The following is a 15,500-nucleotide window of genomic DNA, read 5'->3' on the forward strand; positions in this document are numbered from 1 at the left end:
GTAAGGAGGCACTTTCATGTTCCTGGGGAACAGCGATGTGATCGAGGACATCGAGGAGGCCGGCGGCGACCCGGCCCCCGCCCGCGAGGCGTGCACCGTCCTGGAGGCGCTCAACCGGATCAGCGGCAAGTGGGCGATCGGGATCCTGCTCAACCTCAGCCACGGCCCGGTCCGCTTCACCGAACTCGAACGGTCCGTACCCGGAATCAGCCGCCGTATGCTCACTCTGACGCTGCGGAACCTCGAACGCGACGGACTGATCGAGCGCACCGTCTACGCGACCGTGCCGCCCAAGGTGGAGTACCGCGGCACCGAGATGGCCGACGAGCTCTACGCCTCCCTCAAGGGCCTCACCGCCTGGGCGGAGCGCCACCGCGACGCCATCGCCCGCTCGCGCGACTCCTACGACCGGGAGCAGGCAGCGGTGGGCACCGGGGACCTCTGAGGCCCGGCCTCCGCCAGTCCGCTCGCGAACGCCGCGAGGCCGCCTCCGTTCCGGTGTCCCGTTCCGCCGAGACAAGGGCCGCGTTCAGCTGGGAGAACTCAAGCTCCACCAACTGCCCTGGCCACGCGAGCAATTCCTCGGCGGTGATCACCCGCGAGTAGCCCGACACGATCACCAGAACCGGTGGGCGGCCGGACTGGCCGTAGCCCAGCGGGATGTCCACCGGCGGGAACCACAGATCGCACTGCGCGAGCTCGCCAGGCTGGTAGACCGTGCGCGATACCGGGTCCACCGGAAGGTAGGCCGACCGCAGCTCGCGCACCCGTTCGCGCAGGATCGTCAGCCCACGCTCCCAGCCGATCCGCTCCGCGATCACGGTGACTGGCGTCGTCGGAGTCTGTTTGAGCAGCTCACGAATGGCTGGCTCCACGGCGTCGACCGCCGATCCCCTCGGCGGACGCTGGTACTTCGGCGGCCGGTCCGAGGCCAGCGCCCGCGACACGGTGCCACGGGAGATCCCCAGCTGCCGGGCCACAGCCCGGGCGGACAACCCCTCGGCCCGGTGCAGCCGCCGAATCTCAGCCCAGTCCTCCACGCGGATCACCTCTCCTTATCCTGACTCCAGAGCATTGAAGTCAGGATGATCAAGAGATCGCAGCACGGCCCGCTTTTGATCCGCCGTTCGTGGCCCTCGATTCACCCGTTACCGACAGAGGACCCGGCAGCCGGCCGGACGGGCGTCGCAGGCGCAGTAGTTGCTACCCCTCGAAGGGGCGATGAGGACGCGGGTGCTCAAGAGTGCCGGGTCGGCGGTGCCCGGTCCTCATCGCCCCTTCGAGGGTTAGCAACTGCGACTGACCGTCCCAGCCCACCATGACGTGCTCGTCGTCATCGCCCCTTTGAGGAGCAGAAGAGCGGTTCGAGGTTTGCGGGGCGTACGTGGCCCTGGGGGCTGCCGGTGGTCAGTTGGCCTGCCCGAGCCGTTTCCGCGCGGTTGCGGCAGTGAAGGCGGCGACGCCGAGCGGGGTGGTCAGGCTGGGCCGGTTCCGATCGGTGCGGCGGCCGCCAGAAGGCCGGGCGGCGTCTGCCGGATCAGTCCGAGGCGGTCTGGCACGCCTTGGAGCTGTATCCGAAGGCGACGATAGGGGGGTGGGTTCGACCCGATCCGCCGTCCGCTGTTGGTTGATCTCTTCAGGCGCCGTGACGTACCCCATGGCGTTAGCGGCTCGAAGTGGGGCCTGGCACAACTTGCTTGGCCGGATCTTGGGCCTCTCCCTACTCAGTGGGGCTGCTCCGTACCCGGAGGGCCAGTCGACGAGCAGCGGTTGCGCCTTTCCAAGTAGCGCTCAGATGGCACGGTCTTGGGGGACAGACTGGGGACCACACCTGGTAGATGTTCCGGGTCCAAGGTTCCGCCGGCGGATCGGCGTATCGGCAGAGCGCGCGGGCAGGGGCGGGAGGCACGGCGGGACCGATCGGGAGAGACACGCTCCAGGCGACACACCGCGTGGAAGATCGCGATCCGGATCCGGTGGGTATGCGACCGTGATCCGTCCGCAGCTGCCGGCCTGGTGAGCCGACCCGCACCGTCGACTCCTCCATGGTCGTCGGGCTCTCGCGGCGGCGTTCGCTGAATGGGTGACAGATCCCGGTCGCTGGCGGTAGCCGGGGAGGGGTGTCCCGTCCCTGGGGCCACTTTGGGACCACATGCGATGGGCTCTCATGGGTCAGAACGGGCGCTTGTGTGCAAAGTGAACACTGATGGAATGTCGGCTTGTCGCCGCGTCGCTCCTGTTGAGAAATCCCAACTCATGTGTACCACCGGTACAGTTGGGCAACAAAGAAGCCAGAGCTGCGAGGCTCTGACTGGCGACATTACTTGAAGCGCTGTGACAACAGGGCCTCCGGGTACTACTCGGGCTTCAACACCCACGAGCTGTGCAGGAGGCCCTGCCTTCATGCCCAGACCACCGGAAGATCACCCGACCGGGATAGCACCGGGAACCCGCGTTCGGCTGCCAAGTGAACTGCACGGTACGACAACGGCTTTTCACGTCGCCGGGTCGACGCGCAGGAACACCGCGAGGTTCTGTGGCAGGGGCCCCAGGACGCAGGCGAAGTTTCGCCGCCAGAGGTATGCAATGTAGTGCTGGAGCTCCACGGAATGGCCCTCGCCCGGCTCGAGGAGAGGGGCGTCAAGCTCGCGGTACAGCCCTCGTACCTCGTTTGAAGCCTGTACCAGGGGCTCACGGACCGTCCGCCGCGCCGGGCAGGCCGTGGACCCTGCCGCCGCGGGCTGCCGAACCCGGGCAGTACCGCAGTTATTGGCAACCGGCGCGGCCGGCTCCAGCAAGTGCTCTCCGTAGCGCCGGTACACCATCAGGTCCGCCCTGTGGTGGGACATTTCCGCTGCGACGACGTCTCTGCGGGCCTTCCGCAACTCCTGCGGCTATTCCAGGCGTAGCTGCCGCAGCGCGTAGGGGCGGGATTCGGGGCTAGCCCGGGTCCCGCCCCTACGGCTGGGTGCTATGTCAGTTCACTTCTTGGGACGGCTGCCGTCTCAGGGGGCGTGCTTCTCGTAGGTGAGGGTCCACTGCTGGTTGTTCTGCAGGGTGGGGCAGTCCCAGATGCCGAGGCGGGTTCCCTGTTCGGTGGCCCAGCCGGGGAGTTCGAGGCACTTTCCGCCGGGGCTGTTGACCGGGTCGACGGTGGCGGGGAGGTAGATGCGGCCGTCGGGGCGGACGGCCCACTTCTGGCCGTTGTTGCCCACGCACCTGGAGAGGACCACGCGGGTGCCGTTGGCGAGGGCGTTGTTCTTGGTGGACACGCACCAGCTTCCGGCGCGGACGGTGCCGTCGATGGCGAAGTTGAACCTCTGGTTGATGGTCTGCCAGCAGGCGTACACGGAGAGTTCGGCGCCTTCGTAGGGTCCGCCCGTGTTGTCGGCGCAGAGCCAGTCCACGCGGTTGGAGTGGATGGTGACGCTGGAGTCGGAGTAGCCGGCGAAGGCCGGGTCGGCGAAGGCGGTGACCTTGCCCTTGGAGCCGGGGCTGCTCTTGCCGGGGAAGATCGCGATCGCGTTGGTGTTGTCGATGACCCAGAGGTCGGCGGTTCCGTCGTTGTTGAGGTCGCCGGCGCCGATGCGGGGGTGGTCGGCGGCCTTCAGTGCCTGGCCGGCGGCCAGCTTGATTCCCTGGCCTGGCTTGGTCAGTGCGGTGTAGTCGACGGTTCCGTCGGCCTTCCAGCCGAGTGGGTAGGCGTAGAGGTCGCCGGTGGTGCGGTTCCGCGCCCAGAGGGTGGCCTGGTGGGTGGGGTCGGTGGTGCCGGGGATGGTGGTGGCGCCGTTGGCGGCACCCGGGTTGATCAGCTCGAGATCGGTCCAGGTGCCGGATGCGGCGGGGATGAAGGTGGCGGCGTCCAGGCCGTCCTGGAGTCCGTTGGGCTGGAACAGGTAGAGGTTGTTGTTCTCCAGGGTGAGGATGGAGGTCTGGGTCATGATGACCTGGTGGGTTTCGTTGCCCGGTTCACCGCCGACTGCCTCGCCGTCGGGTGTGCCGAAGGCGATGACCTGGGAGGCGTTGCTCCAGTTGTTCTGGTTATAGCCGGGGCAGGGCGCTCCGGTTCCGTAGGTGGTGCAGGCGGGGCGGTTGAGTGCGACGGGTGTGAGGGTGTCGAAGCGTCCGGTGCCGTTGTTGGGAATCAGGTAGAGGACTTCGCGCAGTCTGGAGGTGGTGTCCTTGTTGTAGTGGGCGATGATCTCGTCGACGGCCTGGCCGGGTGCGAAGGTGCCGTGGTGGCTGACCTGGAAGTCGGCCCAGGTGGTGTGGTAGTCGCGGTTGCCGGGTGCGGCCGCCGCGGGTGCGGCGAGGGAGGTGGTGGGGTCGGTGGTGCCGCCGATGACCCGCAGGTCGCCGCTCTTGTCGACGGTGATGACGTCGGGCTTCTGGTCGTTGTCGACGTCGCCGAACAGGGGCTGGGTGTCGGGGCGCCAGGGGACGTAGAAGTTGTAGACGGCGGACTGGCTGTAGTTGCCGGCGTTGTCCATGGCCCAGGCGTAGAGGGTTTTGGTGCCCCAGTCCTTGGGCTTGTAGGTGTAGGGCTGGCCGGGGGCGAGGGTGTCGGCCTGGCCGCAGCGCCAGCCGGTGACAGGCGTCGAGTCGGTGCTGACCCGGATGCAGGCGACGCCGGAGGCCCGCAGGCCCGGCCCCGGGGCGGGGTCCTCGGCGTTGATGGTGAATGTGCCCGGGTCGTTCATGTACTTGGCCGGGTTGGGGTTGGGGGTGCCGGAGGGCGGGAAGTCGGTGGAGCTGATGCTGACGCGCGGGTTGGTCTTGTCGACGCGAAAATAGCACCAGGCGCTGTTGGGCGAGGTGAGGATGTCGTCGGTGGCGCGGGCGAGCCAGCCGTACTGGTGGCCGTCGGACAGTGAGCCGGGCGAGACCCACTCGGCCGGGTTGTTGTAGCTTCCGCCCCAGCGGCCGTCCACGTACCTGAAGTTGGGGTCGTTGTCGTCCCACATCTGGTAGCTGGTGTAGAGGCTCTGTCCGGTGGGGGACCAGCTGTTGGCGGTGAGGTAGATGTTCTGGTTGCTGCCGACCCAGCCGGGGTTGTCCCAGGGGTTGGCGCCGCCGCTGGTGCATTCGGCCTTGGTGTTGTTGCTCGCGAAGCCCGGGGCGGGGCTGGTGCGCGGGTACCAGATGGTGGGGGTGATGTCGTAGGTGGTGGTGACGCTGGGGTTGCTGGCGATGGCGTGGCGGTAGAGCTTCTCCCACTCGCTGGTCTCAGGGGCGATGCCGATGGTCCAGGTGGCCCACTTGCCGGCGGCGGCGCGCTTCATCATGTCGGTGACGTCCATGGCGAGTGGCCCGGTGCCGGTGATCCACTGGCCGTTTACCGGCGTGCAGCCCTCCATCACCATGTTGCCGTTGGTTCCGCAGGGCTGGCGGTTCCAGCTGGTGTGCTCGTCGATGCCGGTGGGGGCCCAGTACGCCACGAGCGGGGTGTTGGTGCCGGGGCTGGAGGCGCCGGTGACCTGGCCGTTGAAGGTGGAGGTGAACAGCGTCGGCGGGGATCCGGCGCCGCTGACGACGGTGTAGATGGCGGGGTTGACGTTGAACTGGAAGTAGGCGCGCTGGCGGCCGAGTTTGCCGCAGTCGATGCTGGGGTCGCTGCTCTTGTAGCCGCAGTAGCCGGTGGAGAGATTGGACTTCTTGTTGAAGTTCTCCGCGGTCTCGTGGTTCTCCTGGACCTCGGCCGAGCTCTGGGTGTAGCTGGTGACAGCGGTCAGAGACGGGTCGAGGTACCAGGGACCGGTGCCGGAACCGAGCGCCTCCTGATTTGGTGTCAGTTCGATCGCGTTGCCGGTGACTTTGCTGCCGATGAGAGCGACGTTCGCGCCGTCTCCCGGCGCTTCGGCCGTCGACGGTGCACCGCCTGCGGGCGCGGGGTCGGCTGCCGGGGCCGCGGCAGCGGCGGGCTGGGCCGGTTTGAGCGCGATGGCAGGTGAACTGCCGGCCGCAGGCCCGGAGGAGTCCCACTGCAGCGGCGCGGGCGAACGGAAGCGCAGAGCGCCCGTGTCGTCCTTGACGTCGATGCGCCCGTGGTCGTCGGAGGAGACGGTGAGCCCTTGGGCGTCGATCGGGAAGCGCAGGGTCTTCAGTGCCGGGTTGGCAGCGGCCTCGGGCGTGTGGACGACGATCACGTCGCGCCATCCGCCGACCGGGAGCGCGGTCAGCTGCAGGTCGACGCCGGGCAGCACGTTCGCGTAGGTGGCGGTGGCCCCGTGCAGCGTCGGCGCGGGCAGGGTGAACGGCGCGTTGACGGACAGCTTCTTGCCGTCCGACGTGGAGACGGTGGCCATCGCTCCGGCGCCGCCGCCGGAGAGCGTCAGCGCGGTGCTCGCGACGGCGGGGCTGACGGTGCCGTCCGCGTTCGCCCGGAGGGTGGAGTCGATCTCGGCCCACGCACCGTCGCGCTCGGTCCGCACGGGCAGGGCGTTGTCAGTCGTCGTCAGCGTGCCGTCGGGATTGGCCAGGGTCTTTGACGCTTCGTCGGTCATCGCGTCCACGACGACCGGCTTGCCCGTCGACCTGGCCGTGGCGATGGCGTCGAGCATCGCCTGCTGAAGCGGCGTACGCGGCGGTGCGGGTATCGACGGGACGACGGGCAGCACCCCGCCCACCGGCCCGTGCGAGGGCGGGGTGGTGGTGTCGGCCGCCACCGTGGCGGGCGCCGCGAGAAGGCCGAGGCTCAGGATGCAGCTGGTGCCGAGCGCGGCCAGGCGAGTCGCACGTCTACGTATGGACGGTGGCGGCGGCGTGTTCGTGAGTGTGCGCGATGTGGTTGACATGGTGCTTCTGTGAGCCCCTCCCGGTCTGCGGCCCCTTTGCGAGGCAGCGTTCGGGTCGGAACGATGCGGCCTGACCTACAGCCAGGTCAAACCCTTTGCCGTCTTGTGTGGAGTTGTCTCATTGCGGCCCGGATTGCCAGGTCAAGAATCCATAAACATCGTATGCATGGTGGTCGAACGATCTGGCGGCGCCCTCACTTGCTCACCTATCGTCACACCGACCATGGCACGGCTGTGTCCATATGACGTTGTGTCGACAATGAGTGGGGAGCTGTCACAGTGAGGGTTTGGCGTGCCCGTAAACGGGCGGGAAGACCAGCGGGAGGACGGTGGCGGTCACCCGCGGTGGCGGCCATGGTCGCCCTGGCAATGACGGGAGTCGCCGTGCCGCCCGCGGCGGCATGGACGTTCCCCGAGCCGGAAGGGGAGGTGTGGACCCCTCCGAACACACCGCTGGGCGACGGAACCGTCTCGGTCAAGGGTCGCGACGTGCGGCCGCGAGCTGCCGAGCCGGTGAGCAAGCCGGCCGACTGGAAGCCGGAACCGGCGACGCCGGTGGTCACGGGGACCGAGACTGTGACGCTCGGCGCCGACAGCGCCGAGGCGAAGGCCGCCCGCTCCGCGACCGGCGGCGCCTCACCCGCATCCAGCGGGGCAACAGGTTCCAAGGCCGGGGCACTGGCAGTCCAGGTCGCCCCGGGTACCGGCGGGGGCGAGAGCGCGCACACGGTCACCGTCCAGGTGGTCGGCCAGGACATGGGCAAGGCGGCGGGCGTCACCTCGCCCCTCGTCGCCCTGAGCGACGCCGACGCAGCGGCCACGGGTGACGGGCGCACCGCGAGCGTCACGCTCGATCTCAAGGCGCTGCAGGCGGCCGGCTGGTCCGACCGTGCCACGCTCGTGTCGTTGCCGGCCTGCGCGCTGACGACGCCGGAGCGGGCCGAGTGCCGCACCCAGACGCCCGTGCCCTCCAGGACCGACGCCAGTGGCAAGGTGACCGCCGACGTCACCCTTCCCCCGGCCGCGGCTGCCCAGCCCACGCCCGGCCAGGAACAGGGCGGCGCGGTGAAGTCCTCGTTCACCACCGCCGGCGCCCCTGCCCCGGCTGCGACCAGCGGCGCAGGTGCGCCGGTGGTGCTCGCGTCGGTTCCGGTGCCGTACGGTCCCGGGGGCACCTACACCGCGACGCCGCTCTCGCCCTCGGCGGCATGGAGTTCCGGGTCCAACATAGGCAACTTCACCTACAACTACCCGATTCAGACTCCGTCGTCCCTGGGTGGCGCGGCTCCGGCCGTGACGCTCAACTACAACTCGGCCGGGGTCGACGGCAAGACCTCGGCCACGAACTCCCAGTCCTCGTGGATCGGTGACGGCTGGGACTACGAGCCCGGCTACATCGAGCGGTCCTACAGGAGCTGCGACAAGGCCGGCATCACCGGCTCGGCCGACCAGTGCTGGGGCGGCCAGAACGCCACCCTTGCCCTCGGCGGCCACTCCGGGACCATCGTGCGTGATGATCTCACCGGTACCTGGCACCTGCAGAACGACGACGGTTCCAAGGTCGAGCAGCTGACCGGCGCGCCCAAGGCGGCCGGCGACACCGACTACCAGGGCATGGAGTACTGGCGGATCACCACCACCGACGGTGTCCAGTACTACTTCGGCCGCAACCATCTTCCCGACGGCGACGGCACCGACCCCGCCGCAAAATCCGTCCTGACCACACCCGTGTACTCGCCCAACAGCGGCGACCCCTGCTACAACTCCGGCACGGCCAAGAACTCGTGGTGCCAGATGGCCTGGCGCTGGCAACTCGACTACGTCGTCGACACCCACGGCAACCTGACCACGTACAAGTACGCCACCGAGGGCAACAAGTACAACCGCGGCTTTGTCCCGAGCGGCGGCAACGGCACCCTCACCGACTACCAGCGTGCCGGTTACCTGCGCGAGATCGGCTACGGCCAGCGCCTGGACGACCAGAAGGCCGCCAAGGGCGCACTCAACCCGGCCGCCAAGGTTGTCTTCAACGTCGCGGAGCGCTGCATACCCTCCGGCACGACGACCTGCGCCGAGGACCAGCGCACCAGCAGCGACTGGCCCGACGTGCCGATCGACCAGATCTGCACCGGCAGCCCGTGTACCAACTACGCGCCGACGTTCTTCAGCACCAAGCGCCTGACCGAGATCACCACCCAGGTCCTGGTGAACGCCGCCTACCGCACCGTTGACACCTGGAAACTGAACCAGGGCCTCCCCTACCCCGGCGACAGCACCCCTCGCACACTCCAGCTCGACTCCATCCAGCGCGTCCCGAGCAACGGCCAGGCACCGATCGAGAACCTTCCGCTGGTGAAGTTCGGCTACACCATGATGCCCAACCGCGTCGACGGCAACCAGGTCCCTGCGCACATGTTCATGCGCCCGCGCATCATCGCGATCGAGACCGAGACCGGTGGGCGGATCAACGTCGTCTACACCGGCCCCGAGTGCTCCCGCGTCAACAACCACATGCCCGCCTCCGCGGACAGCAACTCGATGGCCTGTATGCCGGTCAAGTGGTACCTGCCCGGCACGTCCCCCCTGCCCGGCCAGACCTCCCCGGACCCGGTCGAGGACTGGTTCAACAAACCGCTCGTTAAGACCGTCACCGAGCAGGACCTGGTCAGCAGCCCCGCCGTCGGCAAGACCACCGAGTACACGTACAACGGCGGTGCCGCCTGGCACCGCAACGACGCCGAGTTCACCGACCCCAAGACCCGCACCTGGGACGGCTTCCGCGGCTACCAGTCGGTGACCATCACCACCGGCAGCGGCTCGGCCAGCGAGGCTCCCAAGACCCAGCAGACCGTCACCTACCTGCGCGGCATGGACGGCGACTACCTCGCAAACGGCACCAGCCAGCGCAGCGTCCAGGTCGCCAGCCCCCTGGGTGGCACCGTCACCGACAGCGACTGGATGAGTGGCCGCGTCGTCGCCACCGAGGTCTACGACAAGGCCGGCGGATTGGTCAAGGCCATATCCGGCAGCACCTACAGCGGACAGAGCGAGACGCTTCCCGCCACCCACGCCCAGAGCGCGGGCGCGCCGAAGATCTACGCCCGCTACCCGGAGTCGCAGGAGACAGCGATCTCCAAGGCCAAGCTCGCCGACGGCACCTGGCGCACCGCCACCGGGGTCACCACCACCGACCCGGCCCACGGCAACCGCGTCATCCAGGTCAACGACAAGGGTGACGGCACCGCCGCCACCCCCGAGACGTGTACCACCACCAAGTACGCGACCAGCGACAACCCGCAGCAGCTCACGCTCGTCTCGGAGCAGATCGCGATCCAGGGCCCCTGCGGTCCCGATCCCACGGCCGCCAACACCATCTCCGGTACCCGCACCCTCTACGACGGCAAGGCGTTCAAGCAGGCCGGCGTGACCGGCAACCCGACCAGCTCCCAGGTCCTCGACCACTTCGACCAGGCCGGAAGCCCCGTCTATGCTCACAACGGCAGTGCGGCCTTCGACGCCTACGGGCGGAGCACTTCGGCGGCGACCACCGACGGATCGACCTACGACCGCAACGGTGCCCAGCTGACCGGTCCCTCGGTCACCCCCGCCGTGACGACCGTCGCCCTCGCCCCGGCCTCCGGCGCTCTGCCGACCGAGGTACGGACCACCGGGCCCCTGGGCGCCGGCTGGGCCACCACCGTCACCAAGGACCCTGCCCGCGGCTCACCCCTGACCACCAAGGACATCAACGACCGCGTCACCACGGCGCAGTACGACGCTCTGGGGCGAGTCACCGCTGTGTGGGCACCGGACCGGCCGACGACTGAGTACCCGAGCCAGAAGTTCACCTACTCCATGAATGGCTCCACAAGGCCATCCGCTGTCACAAGCGAGTCGCTCCGCGACGACGCGGTGACGTACTCCGTGAGCATCGACATCCTCGACGGCCTGGGCCGTCCCCGACAGAGCCAGAGCACCAGTAGCGCCAAGCCGGCCGGGCGGCTGATCACCGACACCGTCTACGACACGCACGGCTGGGCCATCAAGACCTCCAGTCCGTACTACGAACAGGGATCCTTCCCCACCGAGTCCATCTTCGTTCCGGCAGCCGACGGCCAGGTACCCGGCCAGACGTGGAACACCTACGACGGCAACGGCCGCGTCGTCCGCTCGGAATTCCGCTCCTACGGAAACCTCCAGTGGGCCACCACCACCGCCTACCCGGGCGCGGACCGTACCGACGTCACCCCGCCCAGCGGCTCGACACCGATCTCCACCGTGACCGACGCCCGCGGTCGCACGACCGCGGCGTGGCAGTACCGCACGGCCATCGCGACGGGAAACCCCGCTGACGCGGACACCACCACTTACGGCTACACCGCCACCGGCCTGACGTCCCAGCGCAAGGACAGCAGCGGCAACACCTGGAACTACACCTACGACCTCCGCGGCCGACAGGTCTCCGCGTCCGACCCGGACACCGGTGTGACCCAGACGTTCTACGACGCCAACTCGCGCATCGACCACACCACGGATGCCAAGGGCGGCACCCTCGCCTACACCTACGACCTGCTCGGCCGAAAGACCGGCAGCTACAACGGCAGCATCGCCCCCGCGAATCAGCTGGCGTCCTGGACCTACGACACGCTCGTCAAGGGGCAGGCGACCTCCTCGACCCGCTATGTCGGAGGTGCCTCCGGTGCGGCCTACACCTCGGCCGTGACCGGCTACGACACCGCCTACCGGCCGCTTGGCAGCTCCGTCACCATCCCCGCGGCCGAAGGGGCGCTCGCCGGGACCTACACCACCACCAACACCTACAGCCCGGTCATCGGCTCCCTCAAGACTGTCGGTATCCCCGCCGCCGGCGGCCTGGCAGCCGAAACCGTCAGCTACGGCCGCACCATCACCGGCCTGCTCACCGGAGCCACCAGCCTCGGCAAGGCTGTCATCGCCAAGGCCGAATACGACGCGCTCGCCCGCCCCGTCCGCACAACCGTCGGCGAGTACGGCAAGCAGGTCATCTCCACCCAGCAGTACGACTGGGCCACCGGCCGGGTCATCAACTCCTTCATCGACAAGCAACTCGGCACCACCGCCGTCGACCAGACCAGCTACACCTACACCCCCTCCGGCCGCATCACCTCGATCACCGACCGCCAGGACGCCGCCAGCACCGACACCCAGTGCTTCACCTATGACCACCTCGGCCGGCTGACCAACGCCTGGACCGACACCGCGGGCACCCACACCACCGCCGACTGGACCGACTCCTCCGGAACCGTCCACGGCACCGGCAGCTCCACCACCGTCCCCGGCACCGGTAGTTGCAACAACGCCAACGGACCCGCCGTCGTCAGCCCCGGCGGCCGCACCGTAGGCGGCCCCGCCCCCTACTGGAACACCTACACCTACGACGCCACCGGCAACCGTACCGGCCTCGTCCAGCACGACATCACCGGCAACAGCAGCAACGACACCACCACCACCCAGACCTTCGGAACCGCCAAGAGCCCCAACACCCCCACCAACGCACCCAACACCGGCGGCGGAACCGGCGGCCCCCACGCCCTCCTCACCTCCACCACCCAGAACCTCGGCGGGAAAAAGGCCGTCACCTACCAGTACGACGCCAAGGGCAACACCACCGCCATCACCGACACCGGCGGCACCACCACCCTGACCTGGAACGGTGAGGACAAGCTCGACTCCCTCGCCAAGACCGGCCAGGCCGGCGCCACCACCTACCTCTACGACGCGGACGGCAACCAGCTCATCCGCCGCAACCCCGGCACGACCACCCTCAACCTGCCCACCGACGAGCTCACCCTCGACACGGCCACCGGCTCGATGAGCAACGTCCGCTCCATCAGCGCACCCGGCGGCCTCACCTACACCCGGCTCACCGCCCTTATCGGCGGCGGCAGGGTCCTCATCCAGTCCTCCGACCCCCACGGCACCAACAACCTCCAGATCAACACCACCGCAGGCCAGCCCGTCACCCGCCGCCCCACCGACCCCTTCGGAAACCCCCGCGGCACCCAACCCGCAACCAGCGCATGGGCCGGAACCAAGGGCTTCGTCGGCGGCAGCAAGGACGACACCACAGGCCTCACCAACCTCGGAGCACGCCAGTACGACCCCAGCACCGGCCGCTTCATCAGCCCCGACCCGATCCTCAATCCGGCCAACCCACAGCAGTGGAACGGATACGGCTACAGCGAGAACGACCCCGTCAACCTGAGCGACCCCAGCGGCCTCGCCTCGGAGGAGTGCGGCAAGCTCTACAACTGCCACGGCGGCACCATCACCATGAGCAACGCCGCCGAGACCACCTCGACCTACACCTCCTCCCACACCCAGGAGCGCTACTACCAGCAGACCCTGTCGGCCACGCTCTACCCGAACCAGCAACGCAACTGGATCCGGGAACAGGTCGGCAAGAACAACGCCTCGATGTGGGGCTGGGACACCGGCGTCAAGAAGAAGTCCTTGCTGGAGAGACTCACCGAGGGCGCGGAGGGTTTCAGCGTCATTCCTGTAGTCGGTGTCGTCGGCGATGTCGCCTCCGTCGGACTGCACGCCGCACAAGGCCAATGGAAGGAGGTCGCCTGGGACCTCGTCGGGTTCGCCCCCATCGGCGGTGACGCCCTCAAGGCAGGCCACCTTAAGAACAAAGTCGACAACGCGATTGAGGCGGTTGTCGATTGTGAGAGAAAGCACAGTTTCCCGCCCGAAACCCTCGTCCTCATGGCCGATGGCAGCACCAAGAAGATCGGCGAGGTCCAGCCCGGCGATGCCGTCCAGGCAACCGCCCCGGAGACCGACACAACACTCGGCAAAACGGTCACCGCGAAAATCGTGACACCGGACGACACCGAGTTCACCGAACTCACCATCGGCGCCACCGAACAGGCCACCACCAACACGCCCGCCCAGCCCCTGGTCTCCACCTCACACCACCCCTACTGGGACGAAACAACCCACCGCTGGACCCCAGCCAAGGACCTCACGGTAGGCGACCACCTGCTGACCGCAGGCGGCAACACCCTCACCGTCCTCTCCACCCGCACCTACACCACACAGCCCCAGGAAGCACACGACCTCACCGTCGCCGACCTCCACACGTACTATGTTCTGGCGGGGACCACGCCGGTCCTGGTTCACAATTGCGGGGAGCCTTACGACGAGGTTGCGGCCGGCCTTGGAAGTCACATCACAACGGGTCAGGTTGTTGACGCCGCCGGAACCAAGATCGGCGCGCCAGTGATGAGTGGAGAGACTGGATCCTGGAGGGAGATTGCGGACTTCCTTGCGGATTCCCCTAATATCACAAACCCCCGTAGTGGACCGCATGCCGCAGCCACGCATGTTGAGGCAAAGATCGCATGGGCGATGAGGGGTCGCCCCGAAGTGACAAGCGCGGATGTGGTGATCAATAACCCTAAGGGTGTTTGCCCCGTTCCATTTGGATGCACGGCAGCGGTCCCGGCGATTCTGCGGAGCGGTCAGACCATGCGAGTATTCTATCCAGGGGCAACCGAGCCGGTGATCCTTAGAGGGGTTGGTTAGACTTGATTCTCAATGCCATGATCAATCGCAAGTGGCACTACGCCGAGACGTGGCCTGAGATGGCACTTCTGATCGATGAGGCCATCAAGAACCTCGAATCGGAGAGCAATTCCCCGTACTACAGCCCGGGGGATGATGCACGTTTCATGTTTTCCGACAGGCGTTACGCCGGTGGCACTGACGCGCCAAACAACTTTCTCCATGTCGCAGTCAACTCATTGACTGGCTTTGGGGCCCTAATCTGGTTCGTCAGTGACGATCACCCGGTTAGGGGTGGGGTGTTTGACCATGTCTGGGTATCGGACAATCTGAACCCGCCGAGCTTTGACCCGCGAGTTGTATCCGATCCGGGTGAACCAAGGTTCCACGACCCGAGAAGCTGCCTGCCGATCTCCGAGGTGCGCGCAGCTCTTGAAGAGTTCTGTCGGACGGGCACGGGAAACCGTCCAGAGTGTATTTACTGGGTTCGCGGATACATGAACGGATATCGTCTCCCCGAAGGTGAGTAGCAAATAGAAGTGGCCCCACCGGATTGTTTCCGGTGGGGCCACTTGGCGTCTTGACGGCAGTAGTTGACGGCAACGTCAGCGGACGGGTGCTGCACAAAGCGGTGGCTCGTCGCCGTCGTCGGGGTCGGTGGCGGCCTCGGAGGGCTTGCCGAGGGTGCGGCCGAGGAGGTCGATGGCGTCGTGCTGGAGGCGGAGCCGGACGTGTGCGTAGACGGTGGCAGTGACGCCAATGTGGGCGTGACCGAGGAGTTCCTTGATGACAACGAGTTCGACGCCCTGTTCGAGCAGGAGGGTCGCAGTCGAGTGCCTCAAGTCGTGGAATCGGATCTGCCGGAGGTGAGCACGGCGGAGCAGGGCCTTGAAGTGGCGGGTGAGGGTGGCCGGCTCAATGGGGTGACCGTCGGGCCGGGTGAAGACGTGGCCGCTTTCTACCCAGCCCGCGCCGGCCTTCTCCTTCTCCTGGGCCTGCTGCTTGCGGTGGGCGCGGAGTGAGAACAGACAGGGGGCCGGGAAGGCGATGCGGCGTTCGGTGAACCGCTGCGGGTTCTGCAGAGACTCTAGATTGTTGCTGTGACCTGCAGGTTTGGCTGCTGTTGGCTGTAGTAGGCGGCTTCGTACTCGGCAG

The 15,500-nt window shown here is 67.5% G+C and carries 5 protein-coding genes and 1 pseudogene; 3 read left to right on the forward strand and 3 right to left on the reverse strand.

The genetic code is table 11. The features are described 5' to 3' along the window. Positions 1 to 16 precede the first annotated feature (16 nt). The gene (locus ACIP82_RS35960) at positions 17 to 445 is read left to right on the forward strand and encodes a winged helix-turn-helix transcriptional regulator (RefSeq protein ID WP_400659727.1); all 429 of its coding nucleotides are present in this window, start codon (positions 17 to 19) and stop codon (positions 443 to 445) included. Positions 446 to 551: 106 nt separating this feature from the next. On the opposite strand, the pseudogene ACIP82_RS35965 reads toward ACIP82_RS35960, so the two are convergent. Together ACIP82_RS35965 and ACIP82_RS35970 are read right to left on the reverse strand one after the other, a co-directional pair. Next, positions 552 to 1,049: pseudogene (locus ACIP82_RS35965) on the reverse strand (helix-turn-helix domain-containing protein); the annotation flags it as partial. 1,956 nt (positions 1,050 to 3,005) lie between these two features. Continuing rightward, the gene (locus tag ACIP82_RS35970; RefSeq protein ID WP_400659729.1) at positions 3,006 to 6,794 is read right to left on the reverse strand and encodes a ricin-type beta-trefoil lectin domain protein; all 3,789 of its coding nucleotides are present in this window, start codon (positions 6,792 to 6,794) and stop codon (positions 3,006 to 3,008) included. 354 nt (positions 6,795 to 7,148) lie between these two features. Between ACIP82_RS35970 and ACIP82_RS35975 the strand changes: the two genes are divergently transcribed. After that, on the forward strand, positions 7,149 to 14,366 hold the full coding sequence (locus ACIP82_RS35975; protein WP_400659732.1) for a DddA-like double-stranded DNA deaminase toxin: 7,218 nt from the start codon (positions 7,149 to 7,151) through the stop codon (positions 14,364 to 14,366). Positions 14,367 to 14,383: 17 nt separating this feature from the next. Then, positions 14,384 to 14,875, forward strand: a complete 492-nt coding sequence (locus tag ACIP82_RS35980; RefSeq protein ID WP_400659735.1) for an Imm1 family immunity protein — start codon at positions 14,384 to 14,386, stop codon at positions 14,873 to 14,875. Between the two features lie 75 nt (positions 14,876 to 14,950). On the opposite strand, the gene ACIP82_RS35985 is transcribed toward ACIP82_RS35980, so the two are convergent. Next, on the reverse strand, positions 14,951 to 15,500 hold a 550-nt coding region (locus ACIP82_RS35985; protein WP_400659738.1), incomplete at its 5' end, for a tyrosine-type recombinase/integrase.

The organism is Kitasatospora sp. NPDC088548 (assembly GCF_044753005.1).
In the GTDB taxonomy this organism is placed as follows: Bacteria; Actinomycetota; Actinomycetes; order Streptomycetales; family Streptomycetaceae; genus Kitasatospora.

Bases quoted from the DNA above. Each gene is read 5' to 3' on its own strand.
- ACIP82_RS35960 (WP_400659727.1), top strand. From the start codon at position 17: ATGTTCCTGGGGAACAGCGATGTGATCGAGGACATCGAGGAGGCCGGC.
- ACIP82_RS35970 (WP_400659729.1), bottom strand. From the start codon at position 6,794: ATGTCAACCACATCGCGCACACTCACGAACACGCCGCCGCCACCGTCC.
- ACIP82_RS35975 (WP_400659732.1), top strand. From the start codon at position 7,149: ATGGTCGCCCTGGCAATGACGGGAGTCGCCGTGCCGCCCGCGGCGGCA.
- ACIP82_RS35980 (WP_400659735.1), top strand. From the start codon at position 14,384: ATGATCAATCGCAAGTGGCACTACGCCGAGACGTGGCCTGAGATGGCA.